The sequence below is a fragment of the Collinsella sp. AF04-24 genome (genome assembly GCF_003465685.1).
GTDB classification, from domain to species: domain Bacteria; phylum Actinomycetota; class Coriobacteriia; order Coriobacteriales; family Coriobacteriaceae; genus Collinsella; species Collinsella aerofaciens_AP.
Genome location: NZ_QSBK01000011.1, coordinates 13,478 through 33,688, shown reverse-complemented (window position 1 = coordinate 33,688; position 20,211 = coordinate 13,478). Strand labels below are relative to the sequence as shown.

Below are 20,211 nucleotides of genomic sequence, written 5' to 3'. Positions count from 1 at the left end.
CCCCATATGGGTATACTCTCGGGGATTCGACTCGATTCGCCCCCGCTGGGGCGTCAAAGGAGACTGCATATGCTCACCACCTCAACCGACCCGCGCGCCGCTGCCGCCGCACTGCTGGTGCCCGGCACCACCTGCCACGGCTTTGCCGTCGAGCGCCGCGAGACCGTGCCCGAGCTCGACTCGGACGCCTACGTGCTGCGCCACGCCGCATCGGGCGCGCGCCTGCTGTACCTGGCGTGCGACGACGAGAACAAGGCTTTTGCCATTGGCTTTAAGACGCCGCCGGCCGATTCCACCGGCGTGTTCCATATTCTTGAGCACTCGGTGTTGTGCGGATCGGCTAAGTTCCCCGTCAAGGAGCCATTTGTCGATCTGATCAAGAGCTCCATGCAGACGTTCCTCAACGCCATGACCTACCCCGACAAGACCATCTACCCCGTCGCCACCACCAACGAGCAGGATCTGTACAACCTGATGGACGTGTACCTGGACGCGGTGTTCAACCCGGCCATCTATACCAAGCCCACCATTTTTGAGCAGGAGGGCTGGCACTACGAGCTAGACCTGCCGGAGGACGTCGAAGGCGGCGACAGCTCCGCGAGCCTGCGCGAGGGCACGCTGCACTATAACGGCGTGGTGTTCAACGAGATGAAGGGCGCGCTGTCCGACCCCATGAGCGTGCTGGACGACGCCGTCAACGCCGCGCTCTATCCCGACACCGCCTATGCGCACGAGAGCGGCGGTGACCCGCGCGCGATTCCCGCGCTCACCTACGAGCAGTTCTTGGACACGCACGCGCGCCACTACAATCCTTCCAACTCTTATATAACGCTCTACGGCGACCTAGATGTGGACCGCGCCCTTGCCTTTTTGGACGAGCGCTATCTGTCGCAGTCGAGTGCCGCAAGCCGTCGCATGGACGCCGCCGTTGCCGCCGGCGAGGACCCGTCCGCGCTGGCGCCCAATCCGCTGGACGTGCAGGCGCCTGCGACCTGCGAGTATAAGCGCGTCGAGATGGCCACCACGCCCGAGAACGCCCTGGTGGGCCTGGGCCTGGTACTGGGCAGCGCGCTCGACCGCAAGCGTACGATCGCGGCGGATATCCTGTTCGAGACGCTGCTGGGCTCCAACGAAGCGCCGGTTAAGAAGGCCATTCTGGCCGCCGGCCTGGGCGGCAACGTGGTGAGCTACACCGCGGCCGAGAGCCTGCAGCCCTACGAGCTCATCATGCTGCAAAACGCGCAGCCCGGCGTGGCGCGCGAGCTGCGTCGTGTGTTCCAGAACGCCTGCCGCGACCTGTGCGAACACGGCGTTCCGCGCGAGCGCCTGGAAGCCATTATCAGCAGCAACGAATACGACCTGCGCCAGCGCGACTACGGTATCGCCGACGGCGTGGCCATTGCGTGCGACGCGCTGAGCACCTGGCTCTACGATGACGACGCCGCGACGCTGGCGCTCAAGTACGGCCCGGTGTACGAGGAGCTTCGTAGCGAGCTGGACGGCAGCTATTTTGAGGACCTGCTGCGCGAGCTGGTGCTGGAAAACGACCACATGGCACTGGTCGAGCTGGTGCCGGTGGACGCCGCCGAGGGTTCGGAGGGTGCCGAGGCCGCCGAGCTGGCAGCCAAGCGCGATGCCATGACCGATGCCGAGCTGGCCGACGTGGTCGAGCGCACGGCCGCGCTGCGTGCCGCGCAGGAGGCAGAAGACACGCCCGAGGCCAAGGCCACGCTGCCGCGCCTGCGCGTGTCCGACATTGGCGAGGCGCGCCCCGAGCCGCCGCTGGTCGTAGACACGACCACGCCCATCCCCTGCCTGCGCCACGACATCCCCACCAACCGCCTGGCCTATGCCATGCAGTATTTCGACCTGGGATGCGTCGCGTTTGAGGACCTGCCCTACGTGACGCTGCTCTGCCGCCTGCTCAAACAGCTGCCCACGAGCGAGCACTCGGCCGAGGAGCTCGACAACCTGCTCGCCGGCAAGCTGGGCTTTTTGAGCTTTACGACCGAGGTCATGACGCAGCCCGAAGTGGACGGCGTGCGCCCCTACCTGCTGGTGAGCGCCGGCGCCCTGTCCGAGAAGATCGATGCGCTGGCGAGCCTGCCGCGCGAGGTATGGTCGAGCACGCTTTTGGCAGATGCCGACGCCGACCGCGTGCGCGACGTGCTCACGCAGATTCGCATTGGGCTTGAGCAGGGCTTTATCAACAACGGCCACTCGGCGGCGCTCGGTCGCGCGATGAGCTACAGCTCGCCTTCGGCCGTGGTTCGTGAGCAGCTCTCGGGCGTGGACTTCTACCTGTTCCTGCGCGATTTGCTCGAGCACTTTGACGAGCGCCTGGACGGCCTGCGCGCCAAGCTTGCCGAGCTGGCAGACCGCATCTTTGTGGCCGATGGCTGCATGGCGAGCTTTACCGGCAGCGACGAGGACTTTGACGCGTACTGGGATGCCGCGGGTAACCTGGGGCTTGGCGCGGGCGACGGCGCCGATGCCGGCCGCGACGCGCTCGTGGTGCCGACGCCGTGCAATCGCCACGAGGCTTTTGTCATCCCCAGCGACATCTGCTTTGCGGCAAGCGCGTGCGACCCGCGTCGCCTAGGCATTGACGTGACAGGCGCTTGGGCCGTGGCTGCCAACGCGCTCTCCTACGATTACCTGTGGAACGAGATTCGCGTGAAGGGCGGTGCATACGGCTGCGGATTCCGCGCAGCCGGCGAGCGCCAGACGGCGTTCTACACCTACCGCGACCCGGCAATCGATCCCTCGATTGAGCGCGTGGCGCGCGCGGGTGCATGGCTTGGCAGCTTTGAGCCCGACGAAGCCGCCTTTGAGGGCTTTATCGTGAGCTGCGTGAGCGGCATGGACGCGCCGGTGAAGCCGTACGCGCTCACCAAGCGCCGCAACACGACCTACCTGGCCGGGCTCGATCCGCATGCGCGCGAGGAGCGTCGCGCCCAGATGCTCGCCGCCACGCCCGGTGAGCTGCGCTCGCTCGGCACCGACGTGACGCGCATCGCAGCCGAGTCGCCCACCTGCGTCTTTGGCGGCCGCGACGTCATCGCCAAGAGCAACGCCAACTTCAACGTAGTCGACCTGCTGGGCTAGCCACAGCAAGCAAAACCACCACAAAGGGGACAGGCACCTTTGTGGTGGTTTCGACATTTGCCCAGATAAAACCTGCCAAAATAAACCTGTCCCTTTTTGGTAGGTTTGGGAGAGGGGGCTGGAATGGATAAGGCTGAGTTGCGGCGGGCGGTGATTGCTCGGCGCGATGCTCTTGATTTGGACTTGCGGGCAGCGAAGTCTGCTGATATCTGTGCACGGCTGGTTGAGCTGCTGGGCCGCTTGGATGCCGCGGCGCCGCGCACCGTTGCCGTCTATGCCGCGATGGGTTCCGAGGCAGACCCTGCCGCGTTTGCCGCTGCGGCCGCCGCGCGCGGCTGGCGCGCAGCCTATCCGTGCATGCTCTCGGCAGCCGAAGCCGCAGCTTGTGGCCAGCGTATGTGCATGCGGGCAGTTGCCGCCGACGATGCGTCCGCGGCTCCGTTTATCACTCATCCCACGCGAGCCTTCGCTGCCGCGGACATCGGCAGCAACCGCTTCCCCATCGTGCCTGCCGAAGCACTCGACATGATTGTTGTGCCGCTCGTGGCCTTCGACCAAACCGGCGCGCGCCTGGGCTACGGCGGCGGCTGCTACGACCGTTACCTGTCCATGCTCTCGCCCGCATGTCAAATCGTCGGCATCGCCTTTGACGAACAGCGCATCGACCACGTCCCCACCGACGTCCACGACCTGCCGCTGCCCAACATCGTCAGCGCCTAAATGTCGTTGTATCGCACCCGCAAGATAAGCGTGGAAAAACTCCCACTTTGGGACTGTTCGGGGGCAAAAAACGGGAGATTATCCACGCTCATTATTCAAACGTCCGATAATCCACGCTCGTATGTCTGAAAATCCACGCTCAATCAACGCGCGTCCAGATTTCCGCGCTCGTGTGTCCGATTATCCACGCTCGTGCAGCTTAACGCCCCGCAACCGCCTCAACATGCACGCGGCACGCCGGCAACTTTGAGCTTGCGATCGAGCTTTGCCGGATCCCTCAGATCATCCCAGCACAAGCGCACGATCCTGCAGTTATCAAGCAGCGAAAGCCTCGACTCGCGCTGGCGCTCATCAAACTGCGCCTTTGCGAGCTTGCCCTCCTCCGCTGCCTTCTCGCTTTTAACGAATCCGTCAAATTCCCCGATGATCAGCCGATCTTCCACGCGCCACAAGTAGTCGACGCGATACGGCCGTCCCGGCTCAACCGGGTCGAACAGCTCAATTTGCAGCTCCGGCGTCTGCCAGCCGCGCTCGATCATCAGGGCGCGCGCCTTGGACTCGCCACCGCTTTCCGACAGGCCATCGGCATACCGTGCAACCCTGCGCGCCGTCACAACACCGCGACGATTTAAGCCAAGCTTGTTGACTGCCTCAACGAGATGCTCCTTCGACAACAGCTGCTCATGAAGCGCCGAGTCCGCAATGATCAGTCCCTCGACAAACGATGCATCGACCAGGCAATCCGTAATCGTTTGATCGATATCGGTCACGGCAATGTCCATCTGGGTGGCCCGTGTTTGACGAACATAACGATGGCGAACGACCTGAGAGCCCGGCGTCGTTGATTGTGCCGGTGCCACGGCGATATGGATGTGCGTCAAATTGGCATGCGAAACCGAAAGGCCATAGATAACAGCCGCCGTATAGGAGCAAAACGTCCAGTCGGGATGCTTTTGCGCAAGGGCCCGCACCCGATGCAGATAACGCTGTCGAAACTTGAGTTCGGACCAATATTCCGGACGCGCATACAGCCCTGGCATGACCGCCTCTAGACTTCCCGCCGCCACCCGTCGCTCAATCTGCTTTGCCTCCGCCGCAGTTCGCGCGTACACGCAGCTCATCTGCTGTTCGCATGCCTTAATGTGACCTGCAAGTCTTTGATTCGCCGTCATGTTTGCCATGTCGCCTCCAAACTCTTGGAACGGCGCCAACGTACCAGACGGTTTCATGCGAAGTCTGACCAAATGCTGTCCAGCAGCTGACCAAATGCTTGACGGTTTTGGACGTTTTAGGCCAATGCTCTATATCTGCAGGTAGAGCGGTTGTCCAGAGGTCCCTGTCTCCACATCTTTATGCCTCAAAAGCCGTCGATTTCCTTAAAAGAAAATATGCTGTGGCTCGAAACTACCTAGTTTGCGATGCTGTCCGTAAACACTCGACGCGTGGTGCTGCCGCCTACGACAGCCGCAGAAAAATCGAGCGTGGAAAATCTCCCACTTTGGGCCTGTTCCTCGACCAAAAGTGGGAGATTATCCACGCTCATTCAACATGCATCCGATTATCCACGCTCGTGTGTCCGATTATCCACGCTCGTCGCGTAGCGGCCACGGTAACCGCCGCAGCCACAGCCACGACAGCGGCCTAGTGCTCTTCGCCGGCGCGAGCCAGGTCGTAGGGCGTGGTCTGGTAGACGTAGTAGTTGAGCCAGTTGGTGTAGAGCAGCTGAGCCTGGCTGCGCCAGACGTTGCGCGGCTCGGCGGTGGGATCGTCGCCCGGGAAGTAATGCGCCGGCACCTGAGGGTTGAGCCCGCGCTTCACGTCGCGCTCGTACTCCAGGCGCAGCGTGTCGGTATCGTACTCGGGATGGCCAAAGACAAAAAAGCGGCGGCTGTCGGTCGACTTGACGATATACAGGCCTACCTCGTCGGACACGGCCACGACTTCAAGCTGCGGCTCGGCCTCCACGTCCTCGCGGCGCACATCGGTGTTGCGCGAATGCACGGCATAGAAGCGGTCGTCAAAGCCGCGGACCAGCGGGCTTTGCGGCTTCACCAGATAATGCTCAAATACGCCGCTCGCCTTTGCCGGCAGGTCGTACTTCTGGATACCGTAATGATGGTAGAGCCCCGCCTGCGCGCCCCAACAAATGTGCAGCGTGGAGTGCACGTGCGTGGTGGACCAATCCATGATCTGGCAGAGCTCGGGCCAGTAGTCGACCTCCTCGAACGGCATCTGCTCCACCGGCGCGCCCGTGATGATCAGGCCGTCGTAGTGGATGTCGCGGATGTCGTCGAACGTGCGGTAGAACGTCTCCAGGTGGCCGGCGCTCACGTGCGTGGCCTCGTGCGTCTTGGTGCGCAGCAGGTCCACCTCCACCTGCAACGGCGTGTTGGAGAGTTTGCGCATAATCTGCGTCTCGGTGGCGATCTTGGTGGGCATGAGGTTGAGGATGAGCACACGCAGCGGACGGATGTCCTGGTGCAGCGCGCGGTACTCGGTCATGACAAAGATGTTCTCGCTCTCGAGCTGCGCGGCGGCAGGGAGGGCGTCGGGGATGCGAATGGGCATGGATGCTCCTTACGAGTCAGTTGCAGCTATGGTACAACGAGCGGCCCCATCCGCGCGAGCACATCGCCCGGCGATGTCGCCAGCGGCCCAAATCACTCCAAAAGTAGAGATTAAAGCATGTCCCAAAAATCTACTTCGCTTTAGCTTAGCAAAGTGACAGCAGGACGCTACAATGGTTCGATGCGAGAAACTCGGCCGAAAGGATACATATATGTACCAGACGCGTAAGATCGGTGTGGTCGGCCAGGGCCACGTAGGAGCACATGTCGCCAACAGCCTGCTTATGCAAGGCATTGCCGATGAGCTGTACCTGTGCGATATCAACGAGGCCAAGGTGACGTCCGAGGTCCAGGACCTACGCGACTCCCTTTCGTTTGTCCCGTACAACACCAAGATCGTCAACTGCTACGACCACTACGAGGAGCTTGCCTGCTGCGACGTCATCGTCAACGCCGCCGGCAAGGTTGCGCTGGCCGCTGGCAACCGCGACGGCGAGCTGTTCTTTACCACCGACGCCGCCCGCACCTTTGCCAAGCGCATCGTCGACGCCGGCTTTGACGGCATCTTCGTGAGCATCTCCAACCCCTGCGACGTCGTGTGCACCGAGCTGTGGCACCTGACCGGCTACGATCCCAAGAAGATCATCGGCTCGGGCTGCGGCCTGGACTCCGCCCGCCTGCGCACCGAGATCTCCAAGAAGGTCGGTGTGAGCCCCAAGTCTATCGACGCCTACATGATCGGCGAGCACGGCTTTAGCCAGCTGGCCGCCTTTAAGGCCGCAACCATCGCCGGCAAGAGCCTTAACGAACTTCAGGCCGAGAACCCCGACAAGTATGCCTTCGACCACATGGAGATCGAGGAGCTCGCACGCAAGGGCGGCTACGTAACCTACCAGGGCAAGCAGTGCACCGAGTACGCCGTCGCCAACTCCGCCGCACGCGTCTGCGCCGCCGTGCTGCACAACGAGCACGCCGTGCTTTCGGCCTCCACGCTTATGACCGGCCAGTATGGCGAGGAGGGCATCTTTACCTCCCTGCCGTGCGTGATCGGTGCCGAGGGCGTCGAGGAGGTCTACACGCTCGACCTGTCCGAGTACGAGCTCGAGGGCTTCCACAAGAGCTGCCAGCACATCCGCGACAACATCGCCCAACTCGACTGGTGGGACGCCGAGGCCTACGACGCGAAGTAGTCCGCCGCTTGCCGCGACACCTCGCTCATACGGATGCCATGCAAAGCGGGCCACGCCGGAAACCCACCGGCGCGGCCCGCTTTTTACGCACGCTGTTCGCTTGCGAATCGAAGGTGAATACTTTTCCCGGTACCTAGTACTGCTCGATGCCCATATAACGACGAACCTCGGGGCTGTGGTCAAACACCTTGCCGCGGGCGGCGCGCAGCTCGCAGCTCATGTTGTAGAAGAAGATCGGCTCCAGGTACGAACGCACGCTGGCAGGCACGTCGCCCACGCCGTACTCGAGTGCGTCGAGCACCATGATCGTGTCGGTGTGCGTGTTGAGGAACGCCAGCGCGCGCTCCTCCATGGGGCGGCACTCGCCCGATCCGAGCTGCACAAAGTAGAACACGCCGGGCTCGGTGGCCTCAAACGGGCCGTGGAAATACTCGCCGGAGTGGATATAGCAGCAGTGCTGCCACTGCATCTCCATGAGCGAGCAAATCGCCATGGCGTAGGTCTGGCTAAAGTTGGGGCCGGAGCCCAGGATGTAGAAGAACTTGTGCTGCTGGCAGAGCTCGGCAAAACGGGCGCCCAGCTCGGCGTTGACCTTCTCGCGCGCGGCGGGCAGCAGCGCATCCATCTGCTTAAGGCCTTCATACATGTCGGCGAGCGCCTCGTAACCCTCCTGCTGGTCGAGCAACTCGGCGGCGATCAGAGCGCCGATGCCCTGCGGCACCTCGGCCTGTGACACGCCCTCGCCCCACGGATAGACCCAGGTGGTCCACTTGCCGTTATCGATCTTGGAGCCCTCGCAGTCGGTGAGGGCAACGACCTCGGCACCGGCTGCCAGCGCCATCTCGCAGCCATCAACGACCTCCTGCGTGTTGCCGCTGTGGCTGCAGGCAATAACGAGCGACTTCTCGCCAAGGCTCTTAGGGGCCATCAGGCAAAACTCGCGTGCCGTGTAGACCGTCGAGGTAAACGTGGTGGCCTCGCGCTTGAGCAGCTCGTTGGCCGGCATCAGGTCGATCATCGAACCGCCGCAAGCGATCCAAAAGACATTCTCAATCTTGCCCTTGCGCTCGATGATTTCCTGAATCAGATCGTGTGCGTTCACGGTGACGCTCCTCCTTGTGTGGCGGCTTTGGATGACGGCAGCTCGTACCTGCTGTCGTTCTATGTTGTCCTATTTATAGCACGCACGACGACGCTCGTGAAGCCATTTCGCCAAACTTGTTCTATGTTGTTCTATCTGTGGATGTTAGATGTCGAACACGTAGCGCGAACCCACGATCTTTTGGCGTCCGAGCAGCAAGGGCCGCTCGTCCGCATCGGTAAAGTACGCCTCCATATAGAAGAGCGGCTCGCCGACCGGCACCTCCAACAGCGGGGCCGCCTGAGCATCGGCAAGCGCAATCTCCACGGTGCAAGGGTCGGACTTGAGCGGTGCGCGGCCCGAATGCTCGGCAACGAGCGCAAAGATCGAGTTATCGGCGAGGTCCTTATCGGCAAGTGTCTGCAGATAGGGATGGTCAGCCAGCACAAAGGCGTTGTTCTCGAGCATGACGGGCACGCCATCTGCCGTGCGCACGCGCTCGACCACGATGAGCTCGCAGCCGGGTTCCACCCCAAAAAACGCCGCATCCTCACGCGTCGCCGCAACCACCGTGCGCGACACCAGGCGCGCTCCGGCCACCATGTCGTTGGCGGCGCAACCCTCGGAAAAGCTCTGAACGTCGCCCTTCTGGCGAATCTTGCGCTTGAGCTTGGGAGCGCACACAAAGGTGCCCCTCCCCTGCTGGCGGTTGAGATAGCCCGCACGCGACAGCTCCTCGATGGCGCGGCGCACGGTGACGCGACCCACGCCGTAGGACTTCGCGAGCTCCATCTCGGAAGGAATGCACGAGCCGGCTGTGTACACGCCGCGCGCGATCTCGCCCTTTAGGTCGTCCATAACCTGCTGGTACAGAGGCACGGCGGAAACCTCGGCGCGCTCAGAACGTTCGGTCTTGTTATCGGTTGCCATCGTTACGCTCCATCCCGCGCATGCTCGGACTCAAATTCTTCAATCGCCGCCATAAACTGCTCGCCAAAGGCGTCGGCCTTTTTCTCGCCGATGCCGTTGACCTGGATCAGCTCGTCGCGCGTCTGTGGACGCAGGCGGCACAGACCGCGCAGGGCCTTGTCGGAGAAGACCATGTACGGCGCCATCTCCAGCTCGGTCGAGATTTCCTTGCGCAGGACGCGCAGACGCTCGAACAGCTCGGCATCGTCGCCCACGCGCGGGCGCTGGTCCAGCTCGGCCTCCTCGCGCAGCAGGTCCACCGCACGGCGAGCGCGGGCCGAGGTCTTGCGCTTGGACGCGCGGCGCTTAACGGTAAAGGCAAACGCCTCGTCCTCGACCTCGCCGGCACGCGGACCCAGGCCCACAACCGGGTACTGCCCCTGCGAGGTGGCCAAATAACCGCGGCCGCACAGCTGGCCGATGATATCCTTGATGCGCCCAACCGATTCGCTCGAAAGCTCGCCATAGCCGCGATCCTCGTCCAGATGCATCTGGCGAATGCGCTCGGTGTTGCCGCCGTGGAGCACGTCGGCGATGAGCGACTTGCCAAAGCGCATGGGGCGCGTGGCCACATAGCGCACGGTGGCGCGGGCCATATCGGTGACGTCCTCGACCTCGAACTGCGTAAGGCAGTTGCTGCAGTTGCCGCAGCCCTCGGCCTCGTCCGTGGCGGTGCTGCCCGCACCAGCCGCTGCCGCATGCTCGGCCGCGGCCTCGTCGCCAAAGTAGCGCAGCATGTATTCGCGCAGGCAGCCGGTGGTATTGCAGTAGCCCTCCATCTGGCTGAGCAGACGATATCGATTCTGGAGCGCCCACGCGCGCTGCTCGTCGTCGAGCGCCTCGTCGGCCGCATCGCCGCGGTCGATCAAAAAACGACGCATGCGAAAATCGTTGCCGTTCCACAGCAGGTGGCAGCTGGCCGGGTCGCCATCGCGACCGGCGCGGCCCGCCTCCTGGTAGTAGGCCTCGATGCTCTCGGGCACGTTGTTGTGAATCACGTAGCGCACGTTGGGCTTGTCGATGCCCATGCCAAAGGCGTTAGTGGCAACCATCACCTGGATGTCGTCGTCGATAAAGGCACGCTGACTCTGGCGGCGGGCGTCATTGCCCATGCCGGCATGGTAGCGGCCCACGCGAATGCCGCTGGGGCCCAGCGCCTCGGCAAGCTCACCTGCCAGCTCATCGACGGTCTTGCGGGTCGAGCAGTACACGATGCCGCTCTCGCTCGAATGCGCGATTACGTAGTCGCGCACCCACGCGGATTTGGCCTTGTCGCCCATCTCCTCGCAGCCAAAGTAGAGGTTCTTGCGGTCGAAACCCGTCACGACGGTAGCCGGGTCGCGCAGGCCGAGCATCTGCTGAATGTCCGCACGCACGCGCTCGGTCGCCGTGGCGGTAAAGGCCGCCACGATGGGGCGCTGCGGCAGAGAATCGATGAACTCGCGAATCTGCAGGTAGGCGGGTCGAAAATCCTGGCCCCATTGACTCACGCAGTGAGCCTCGTCAATGGCCACGAGCGGCACGCCAATGCCGCCGTCCGCCGCGGCCTCCTGCGCAAAGGCTAAAAAGCGCGGCTCGAGCAGGCGCTCGGGCGCCACGTACATAAGCTGGTAGCGGCCCTCGCGCGCCCGCTTGAGCACGGTATTTTGCTGGGCCGGAGTAAGGCTGGAGTTGAGATAGCTGGGTCGCGCGCCCGCCGCGAGCAGCGCACGGGTCTGGTCCTCCATAAGGGAGAGCAACGGACTCACCACAAAGGTGATGCCGGGCAGCATGAGCGCGGGCACCTGGTAGCAAATGGACTTGCCGGCGCCTGTGGGCATAACGCCCAGCGCATCGCGACCGGCAAGAATCGCATCGACCATACGGTCCTGCCCCGGGCGAAACGAGGTGTAGCCAAAATAGGCGCCGAGCGTGTCGATCGCCATCTGCTGCATGCTATCGGTCATGGTTTCCTAACGTCAGAATCATCTGCCGCCGATTATACGCCGCCACGCGGACCAGTGCCGCACGGCTACCGGCCACGGGCAATACGATCCAAGGCGGATGAGCGTGGAAACGTCGCTGGTTGAGCATGAGTCAGCGAAAACGCCCCTAAGCGAGCAAGGTGACGTGAAAGAGGAGGGAAGCGTACTTCGGTACGCGACCGACGATTGAACGTCAGATTGCCGCCTAGGGGCGTTTGCAGCGTCGACCGGTCCGTCGTTCGTTAGAACGACGGAACAAAACTTCTGATCATGCCGCCGAAGTTGAAAGGCAGATTGCCGCTCTGGCGGGCTTGCAGCGTCGAGCCGTTGCGCGGTTTGGAAAACCGCGCAACTAGAGCTACATCACCATAACGTAGCGCGATCCCACGTAGTACTGCTTACCCATCAGGACCGGCTCGCCATTGGGGCCGATAAAGCCGGCACGCAGATTGAGCAGTGGATCGTGCGGAGCAATGCCCAACTCGGCCGCTTGCTCGGCGTTAGCGCGAACGGCCTCGACCGTACGGTAGCCAACCGAGACAATCGGCGTTCCGCCAACACGCTCGACCTCGGCAAAAATCGACTTGTCCTCAAGATCGGCCGTCAACAGCTCACGGTATGTATCAAACGGCACAAAGATGTTTTCCTCAAAGATGGGCTCGCCGTCGGCCGTACGCACGCGCTTAATGTGCAGTAGCAGCGCGTCCTTCTGCAGGCCAAAGAACTCCATCTCGTTTTGACGTGCCGGCACAATCTGGCGATCGACCACGTGTGCACCCGCCTTCATGTCATTGTCGGCACACAGCGCGGTAAACGTCTGCAGCGTCGAGGCGTGGAACTGGCGGTTGATGTGCGGCGTGGAGACAAAGGTGCCGCGGCCCTGCTGCTTAACCAGGTAGCCATCGGAGCACAGCTCCTCAACGGCGCGACGCACCGTAATGCGGCTTACCTCGTACTGCTCGGCAAGCTCAAGCTCGGACGGGATACGCTCCTTGGGTGCATAAACACCTTTCTCGATCGCATCCTTGATTTCGTCGTAAATCTGCTGGTAAAGTGGTGCATTTTTGGGTGCGGGCATATCTGATCACTCTTATCAAAATAGCGAAATAACTAATACGTATATAACGTCTTTTTATATGTTATCTCAGTTTGATAAAACGATACACCACATACAGCAAATCCTTACTTGCCGTCGTCCTGCTGCAGACTGTCCTGCTCGCTGAGGCGCGCCTGCCTGCTGGCCATGCGCGCGGGCTTGTCGGGATCGGGTACGGCCGTGGGCATGGGCTCGTCGACATGACCGCCCCACCAGCCGCCCACGAAGTTGAGCGTGTGGAACACATTGATCACGGCGCCGGGATCAATATCGCACACCAGCTTGATAATGTCCTGGCTCTCGTAGGTCGAGACAACGGCGTGCAGCAGATACATCTTTTCGCGGCTGTATCCGCCAATGACCTCGGCGCAGCTAATGCCATGCTGAAAATGGTCAACATAGGCTGTCATGACCTCGTCTGCCTTGCGTGTCGTGATCTGCAGCGTCACACGGTCGTAGCGTCGGTAGAAACTGTCGATGGTCTTGGTCGAAATAAACTGGAACACGATGGAATACGCCGCATTGTCCCAGCCAAACATAAAGCCAAAGATCGCCAGGATAGCGCAGTTAAAGCCAAAGATGACGCCCCAGATGGTCTTGCCTGTATGGTTGGAAACCCACAGCGCGATAAAGTCGGTGCCGCCGGTGGATGCGCCGGACTTAAGCGCGATGGCGGCGCCCAGGCCCGAGACCACGCCGCCAAAGATGATGAGCATGATCTTGTCGCCCAAAAACGGGGCGAAGTGAAAGATGTTGAGGAACAGCGACGAGAGCATGACCTGCATCATCGAGAAGATGACGAAGCGCTTGCTGATGCCGCTCCAGCAAAGGAGCGCCACGGGGATGTTGAGCGCGAGCATGCCGAGCGAGATGTCGATATGAACGCCGCCGAGCGAGGTGACGCGATCGAGCAGGACCGCGACGCCGGTGAGGCCGCTCGGAAGCAGGCCGGCGGGGCGAATGAACGCCTGAATCAGAAATGTCTGGAGAACGGCGGAGATGGTGACCGCCACGGCAGTAATGGCGCGGCGGACGATGGTGAGACGGCCGAGCACGAGCACGCGGTCCGTGAGCTGATCGATGGCGTTCGCCACGTAGGCTCCTTTCGAAGGCAGATGTAATTGTGGGGCATGCCGGCGATTGTAGCATGGAGCGCGAGAGGGCGCTTCAATTCACCCTCTCTCGACAACCAAAACGAGCCAGCAGCTCCCCAACCAAAGAGCCAAATTCTAAGTGAGTAGACTTTTCGCGATCTACCAAGCGCACTCAAAACAGCCACCTCTCCGACCTGCGGTTTTACTAAGGCAGATACGCTTTGTGCTCGGCATGTGCCAAAAAGTCTACTCACTTAGTCCGAGTCGAAGCCAAACGGATCTAAATCGAAGCCAAAATGAGCCAATCCACCGCAAGAGACGTGTGAATCCGCACTTCTTGCGGCGAATTGACGCTACAAAGCGGTCAGAATGTCGGCGAGGTTGTCGATGACGGCGTCGGCTCCCGTTTGGTCCAGGTTAACGCCCTCGTGCGGACGCAGTGCCAGGACGCGCGCGCCGGAGCGCTTGCCGGCCTCGATGCCCAAAGGCGAGTCCTCGATAACCAGGCACTCGGTAGGCTCCACACCCAGCGCCTCCATGGCACGCAGGTAGATCTCGGGGTCGGGCTTAAATGCACTGCACTCGTGACCGCTGATGGTGTAGTCCAGCACGTCGGTGATACCGGCAATCTCCACCAGCTCGTCAATGAGCTCGCGATAGGACGAGCTCGCGATGGCACACTTGACGCCGCGCTCGTGCAGCTCACGCATCACCGGCTCCGTCTGCTCGTTGAGTAGCTCGGCATACGGAACGGGATGGTCCGGGCTGTAGACCTGCTTGTACTCCACGCGCAGGCGCTCGCGCAGCTCAACATCGTCGGGCACCAGCGCCTCCCAAATGGCGGGCTCGTTAGACCCCGAAAGATCGGGGATCTCGTCAAAGTGGAACCCCTTCTCTTCCATAAACGCCACGCGGCGACGGTTGTAGAACCACTCAGTATCGACCAGCACGCCGTCCATATCAAACAGCACCGCCTTGATCATACGCATCTCCTCCCACCTGCCAAAAAGGGACAGGTTTATTTTGGTAGGTTTTATCTGGTGTTTTGCGACGCGACAGACACGCCCCCAAAGCAAAAAGGGGACGGGGCGCAAACCCCATCCCCTCTCAATCAACCCGTAAGGTCTACTTACTTGTGATTAGTAGGAAAGCTTCCACATGTAGCGACGCATGGTCAGCGGGTGCTGACGGGCCTCGGCGATCTGGTTGCCGTACTCGCGCATAACGGCGAGGTGCAGCAGCGGGTTGAAGTAGGTGACGACGCTCGCGGGCACGGCGTCAGCCAGGCCGTAGTCCTTGGAGTCGATCAGAGCGACCTTGGCGCCCATGCGCTCAAGGAAGGTGAGGGCGCGAGCGTCCATCGGACGGGTAGCACCATCGGACATGAAGAAGACGTAGGGCTTACCCTCGGTGGAAACCTCGAACGGGCCGTGGAAGTACTCGCCGGTGTTGTAGGCGGCGGCGTCGATCCACTGCATCTCGGTGAACAGGAAGGCGGCGTGAGAATAAGCCATCTTCTCGGAGGCACCGGAGGCCATGAAGTAGATCATCTTGTCGTCCTTGAAGTCCTCGGCGAACTTCTTGGCGAGCTTCTTGCAGGACTGAGCAGCGTTCTCGCAGAGCTCAAAGACGTTGGTGAGGCCGGTGATCATGTCCTCGTAGTGGTCATAGCCCTCGGTCTGCTGAAGAATCTCGAGAGCAAGAGCGATGGCGTAGCCGGGCTTCTCGCACTTGGCAGCGAAGTTGGCGTGGAAGCCGTGAACGATGACGTGGTCGGCGTCGACGGTCAGAGCGGAGCCAGCCTTGTTGGTGAGGGAGACGACCGGGCAGTTGTGCTTCTTGGCAGTCTTGTTGGCCTCGACGGTCTCGGGCGTGGAACCACCGAGGGAGCAGGTGATCACGAAGGTGTGCTCGTTGACCCAGGAAGGCGTGTCGTAGTTGAACTCGTTAGCGGTGAAGATCTGAACGTTCAGCTTGTCCGTGTTGTTGGCCAGGAAGTACTTGGCGGGGTAAAGGTCGGACATGGAAGCACCGCAGCCGACGAAAGCGACGCTGTGAATCTCGTGGTTGGACAGGACGTCAGCGACGATCTGCTTAGGGAGGTTAAGGTCGATCTCGTACATCTGACACATTCCTTTCGATTTGTTGCGGCGCCACATTGCCGGACGCTCGCAGGGTTACCGTGGTTAGGACCGAGTCGCCGGCCCGTTGAGGATGTGACAAAGGAACTGTCCCTTTGTCACATGTTAGGGATGGAAGCCTGCCTGGGGTATGGGATGCCAGGCAGGCCCCCGGGGGAAGCATTGGGTCGCGACTAGGCCAGGATGCCGGCCGCGGAGAGGGCGATGCCGCCCACAATGGCGATCACGAGAAGCCAACCGGTGTTGACGTTCTTCTTGATGAGCCAGTACATAAGGCCGGTGAGGCCGAGGGAGATCATCTGGGGCATCATGCCGTCCAGGATGTCCTGGATAACGACGGTACCCTCAGCGAACTGCAGCGGGGTGGTGGCGCCGATCAGTGTAGCGATCATGCCGCCCACGGACATAAGGCCCACGATGCCGCAGACATACATGAGCTTCTCCATGAGGTCGCCGCCCTGGAGCTTGCTCAGGTACTCGTGGCCACCCTGGTAGCCGATCTTGGCGGCAAACCACGTGATCAGCACGGAAGGCACGATGGAGATGAGCATGGCCAGGATCGGGCCCATGATGGAGCCCTGCTGAGCCAGCTGGACGCCCAGACCAAAGGCGATGACGCGGATGGTGCCCTGGAAGAAGGAGTCACCAATACCGGAAAGCGGACCCATGAGGGAGGTCTTGACCGCGTTGATCGAATCGGGATCGAAGTTCTCGGGATCCTTGGCGTACTCCTCCTCCATGGAGGCGGCGAGGCCTAGGACAAAAGCGCTCGTCTGCGGGGTGCAGTTGTAGAACGCCATGTGACGGTGGTAAGCCTCTTTCTTAGCAGCGAGCTGCTTGGGATCGGACTCATCCGGATAGAGGCGATCGAGCGTGGGAACCATGCCGTAGAGGAAGCCCATGTTCATCTGACGCTCGTAGTTCCAAGAGGCCTGGATGGCCCAGGAGCGCCAGAAGAACTGGCTGACCTTCTTGTTCAGGGACACGTCCTTGGTTGCGGTTGCCATAGTGTGTTCCTCCTTAGTCTTCGTCGTCTTCGAGCGGATCGTAGTCGGAATCGACACCGGCGGCTGCATGGGAACCGTTGAACTTGAAGCCCATGAAGACGACAGCCAGGCACACACCGATCAAAGCGACCGCGATGACGGACAGGTTGAGGTAAGCGGCGAGCAGGAAACCGATGAACAGGAACGGAGTCATACCCTTCTTGATCATCATGGTGAGCAGCAGGGCCAAGCCGTAGGCGGTCATGATCTTGGTCGAAACGTTAAGACCAGTGGACAGCCACTCGGGAACCATGTTGACGATGGCCTGAACCAGGTCGGTGCCAACAAAGACGGCCAGGAAGATCGGCAGGAAGTACATGACGGCGTACAGACCGGAGCCGGCGCAGATGTGCATGCGGTAGGCGGTCTTGAACTTTCCGTTATCGATCGCGCTATCTGCCACATGGGTGAGGGCGGCGATGATGGAACGGAACACGATGCCGAGGAGCTGGCCCAGGACGGCGACCGGGATGGCGATCGTCATGGCGGTCTCGGCGGAAGCATCGGTCAGGCACGCAAAGGCAGCGGCCACGATGCCGCCCAGGACCATATCGGGCGGAACGGCAGCGCCGACCTGCACCAGGCCCATGGACACGAGCTCGACGGCGGCACCGACGGCAAGGCCGGTGGGCACATCGCCCAGCAGCAAACCGACGAGCGTAGCGCCAACGAGGGGCTGCTCGAAGTTAAGACGACCGAGCAGGCGGGAGTCCCACATGCAGAACACGCCGACGAGGCCGACGAGCACCGCACTGATGAACGTATTCATACCCTTCTCCTTTCAGTCAGGCAAACGCCTGGTTGATTACAGCTTGGCGTCGATGTCGACGCTCTGATACGTAGGGGTCTGCTGGACGTAGAGCTTAATGCCCATGTCGAGCAGCTGGTTGACGTCGGCCTTCTGGGTGGCGTCGAAGAAGACGGAGCTGTCCTTGCCGCCGACCTGCTCGGCACCGTCGTGGTTGGCGGTGGCGCCCAGGTTGATGGCGTCGAGCTTGTAGCCCTGGCAGAACTGCAGCATCTCGGCAGTGTTGCCAAAGACGAACATGACGCGCTCGCCGAGGGTGTTGAGCTTGTCCATCTTGGCAAGGGCACGCTCAACGGTGAAGACGTTCAGGCGCACGCCCTGGGGCTTGGCCAGCTTAAGAGCGCCCTTCTTGATGTCATCGTTGGCGGCAGCGTTGTCGACGACGATGATGCGCTCGGCCTGAACCTTGGTGGTCCAGGTAAAGACGACCTGGCCGTGCAGCAGACGGTAGTCAAGACGTGCGAGGACGATCTTGGCGGGACCGGAGCTGTGACGGGACGCCTTGGCCTTCTTGGCGGGAGCCGCGGCGACCTCGACCGGTGCGTTGGGGTTGGTCAGACCGGTGCGGGCCTCGTTGATGAGGGCCGCGAGCTCGGTGCCCTTGACGGGGGCGGGGCTCATAGCAAGCGTGAGCGCCAGCGGGATGTTGAAACCGCTGACAACCGTGAACTTCGTGCCGTTCTTGGAAAGCTCGACCATGTTGTTGTTGACCGAGCTACCGAGCATATCGGTTAGCACATACACGGTGTCGTCCGCGTTGAACGTGGCGATCATGGCGTCCACCTTGTTGGTGATGGGCTCCTTGTCGTCACGAGCAAGCGACACGACGTGGACGTTCGACACGTCGCCGAGAACCATCTCGAGCGTGTCTTTGGCGCCTGCGGCCAGGCCGCCATGAGATGCGAGAATGATCTGATTCATCTTGCCTCCTCCTTTTCGTTATGGTCATTATAACGTCTTATACGTTGCGGATATTGCTAATTAGTATAAAGACCGTTCGCGGGTGAAAATCGACCGTTGACGGGTTTAACGTACTTGAAACGTTGGGGCTGGGCAGGCCGGCACTGGCGGGATAACCCCAAGTCGGACCCTGTGCGCAATCCCCTATCGCACGAAGTACCAGGGGCTTTCCTGCACGGTGGGCTCCAGCGCGATGCCGGTGCGCTCGCGGAAGAGATCCATGTCCTGCGATTTCTCCGTCCACCACGCGTTGGGCTTAAAGGTCATGCTCTCAACGACATGACCGACAAACACACTGTTGCGCAGCTTGGAAAAGTCGGTGTTCATAATCACGATGGACGCGAGCACCAAAACGATGCCCAGAACTTTGATCGCGCCGGCGGGCTCGGCGTAGACACCAATGCCCAGCAGTACGGTGACGACTGTCTCGAATGACATTACGACGGGAACTTTCGACGTCTCGAGCCCCATGGACAGACCCTGCATATATAAGACATAGGCCACGGCTGTGGGGATGAGTCCAAAGCCAAGGAACAGCAGCAGCAGCTGTGGCGACATTGCCGCGGCGACATCTGGCCACGGAGCCGCGATAGCCGCCATAACCGCACCGCCAAAAACAAGGCCCCAAAACGTGACAGCCAGCGGGTGGACCGTCTTGGTTGCGATCCGGCTAAACACCGCGAGCGACGCGCCACAAAAGCCCGCAATCACGCCCGACGTGACGCCCCAAACCGAAAAATGAAAACCGGAAAGGTCGCCATCGGTCACTGCAAGTACACAGCCACCGATGTTAAAAGCGATGGCAACGAGCTTGTTGGGAGTCACATCCTCGCGATAAAGTACGCGGCCGAGCATGACGCCAAACACCGGCGAGGTGTAGAGCAGCACCGAGGCCGTGGACATGCCCACCTCGCCCATGCACTCGTAATAAAGCGTGTTAGCGGTGGCGAGGCCGATAATGCCAAGAAGCGCACAAGGAACAAGCTCTTTAGGACTTGCCTTGAACAGTGCCAGGGGACCCGATGCCTTTCCCTCACGAGCACCTCCCTGGCAACCCATGAATGCCAAGACCGGAGCCATTAAGACGGCACCCGACAACAGGCGAAAGGCCGCCATGCTCTGAGACGTAACGCCCATGGCCGAGATGCCGTTTACAAAGATTCCGATGCTGCCCCACATAAGCGCGGCGATCAGCACCAGCACATAGCCCAGATTGCTCCTCTTCAACGCAGCCTCCTCGGTATTGTTTCCAATATGTTTCATACTACGTTATAGTCGTTATATACATTTTTCAAGACACAAATCGGCGAACGGGAAATCTCTTGAAACAAGGAGTGTCGCAGGTGCCGGCAGAAAGGGAACGTCCCCAAGTGCCGCTCTAGCAGTTGCGGTGAAATAGTTCTCAAACAGAGGCTTCACGCTCCCAAACAGGAACTATTCCACCGCAACTCATGAGGGGTATTGGGC

The 20,211-nt window shown here is 61.1% G+C and carries 16 protein-coding genes; 3 read left to right on the top strand and 13 right to left on the bottom strand.

The genetic code is table 11. The annotated features are described in order from the left end of the window. Positions 1-69: 69 nt before the first annotated feature. On the top strand, positions 70-3,108 hold the full coding sequence (locus tag DWV32_RS05710; RefSeq protein ID WP_117757538.1) for an insulinase family protein: 3,039 nt from the start codon (positions 70-72) through the stop codon (positions 3,106-3,108). A gap of 123 nt (positions 3,109-3,231) precedes the next feature. After that, entirely contained in the window at positions 3,232-3,828 is a 597-nt protein-coding gene (locus tag DWV32_RS05705) for a 5-formyltetrahydrofolate cyclo-ligase (protein ID WP_055250581.1), read from the top strand. A 218-nt stretch (positions 3,829-4,046) separates the two neighbouring features. Here DWV32_RS05705 and DWV32_RS10130 read toward each other — a convergent pair whose 3' ends face one another. Both DWV32_RS10130 and metA read right to left on the bottom strand, forming a co-directional pair. After that, complete coding sequence (locus tag DWV32_RS10130; protein ID WP_147346216.1) at positions 4,047-5,009, bottom strand: hypothetical protein; 963 nt, start codon at positions 5,007-5,009, stop codon at positions 4,047-4,049. Between the two features lie 460 nt (positions 5,010-5,469). Next, positions 5,470-6,396, bottom strand: a complete 927-nt coding sequence (metA, locus tag DWV32_RS05695) for a homoserine O-succinyltransferase (protein ID WP_117629029.1) — start codon at positions 6,394-6,396, stop codon at positions 5,470-5,472. Positions 6,397-6,607: 211 nt separating this feature from the next. Between metA and DWV32_RS05690 the strand changes: the two genes are divergently transcribed. Further along, entirely contained in the window at positions 6,608-7,585 is a 978-nt protein-coding gene (locus DWV32_RS05690; RefSeq protein ID WP_117757537.1) for an L-lactate dehydrogenase, read from the top strand. A gap of 133 nt (positions 7,586-7,718) precedes the next feature. Here DWV32_RS05690 and DWV32_RS05685 read toward each other — a convergent pair whose 3' ends face one another. The 11 genes from DWV32_RS05685 to DWV32_RS05635 form a co-directional block, all read right to left on the bottom strand. Next, positions 7,719-8,687: an SIS domain-containing protein gene (locus DWV32_RS05685; protein ID WP_117757536.1), complete on the bottom strand. Its 969-nt coding sequence runs from the start codon at positions 8,685-8,687 to the stop codon at positions 7,719-7,721. 144 nt (positions 8,688-8,831) lie between these two features. Continuing rightward, positions 8,832-9,596 (bottom strand): GntR family transcriptional regulator, encoded by a 765-nt coding sequence (locus DWV32_RS05680; RefSeq protein ID WP_117757535.1) that lies wholly within the window; start codon positions 9,594-9,596, stop codon positions 8,832-8,834. 2 nt (positions 9,597-9,598) lie between these two features. Further along, positions 9,599-11,581 carry a RecQ family ATP-dependent DNA helicase gene (locus DWV32_RS05675; RefSeq protein ID WP_117757534.1) on the bottom strand — a complete coding sequence of 661 codons (1,983 nt, stop codon included), beginning with the start codon at positions 11,579-11,581 and terminating at the stop codon, positions 9,599-9,601. Between the two features lie 376 nt (positions 11,582-11,957). After that, positions 11,958-12,677 (bottom strand): GntR family transcriptional regulator, encoded by a 720-nt coding sequence (locus DWV32_RS05670; RefSeq protein WP_117736865.1) that lies wholly within the window; start codon positions 12,675-12,677, stop codon positions 11,958-11,960. 104 nt (positions 12,678-12,781) lie between these two features. Further along, on the bottom strand, positions 12,782-13,789 hold the full coding sequence (locus tag DWV32_RS05665) for a YitT family protein (RefSeq protein ID WP_117757533.1): 1,008 nt from the start codon (positions 13,787-13,789) through the stop codon (positions 12,782-12,784). A gap of 353 nt (positions 13,790-14,142) precedes the next feature. Further along, positions 14,143-14,772 (bottom strand): HAD family phosphatase, encoded by a 630-nt coding sequence (locus tag DWV32_RS05660; RefSeq protein WP_158564546.1) that lies wholly within the window; start codon positions 14,770-14,772, stop codon positions 14,143-14,145. Positions 14,773-14,928: 156 nt separating this feature from the next. Next, on the bottom strand, positions 14,929-15,912 hold the full coding sequence (locus DWV32_RS05655; protein ID WP_233540417.1) for an SIS domain-containing protein: 984 nt from the start codon (positions 15,910-15,912) through the stop codon (positions 14,929-14,931). Between the two features lie 191 nt (positions 15,913-16,103). Next, the gene (locus DWV32_RS05650; protein ID WP_055252122.1) at positions 16,104-16,937 is read right to left on the bottom strand and encodes a PTS system mannose/fructose/sorbose family transporter subunit IID; all 834 of its coding nucleotides are present in this window, start codon (positions 16,935-16,937) and stop codon (positions 16,104-16,106) included. A 13-nt stretch (positions 16,938-16,950) separates the two neighbouring features. Beyond that, the gene (locus tag DWV32_RS05645) at positions 16,951-17,745 is read right to left on the bottom strand and encodes a PTS sugar transporter subunit IIC (protein WP_006235136.1); all 795 of its coding nucleotides are present in this window, start codon (positions 17,743-17,745) and stop codon (positions 16,951-16,953) included. Positions 17,746-17,781: 36 nt separating this feature from the next. Continuing rightward, entirely contained in the window at positions 17,782-18,705 is a 924-nt protein-coding gene (locus tag DWV32_RS05640; RefSeq protein WP_117757530.1) for a PTS mannose/fructose/sorbose transporter subunit IIAB, read from the bottom strand. Between the two features lie 183 nt (positions 18,706-18,888). After that, positions 18,889-19,971: a DMT family transporter gene (locus DWV32_RS05635; RefSeq protein ID WP_158558607.1), complete on the bottom strand. Its 1,083-nt coding sequence runs from the start codon at positions 19,969-19,971 to the stop codon at positions 18,889-18,891. Between the last annotated feature and the right edge of the window lie 240 nt (positions 19,972-20,211).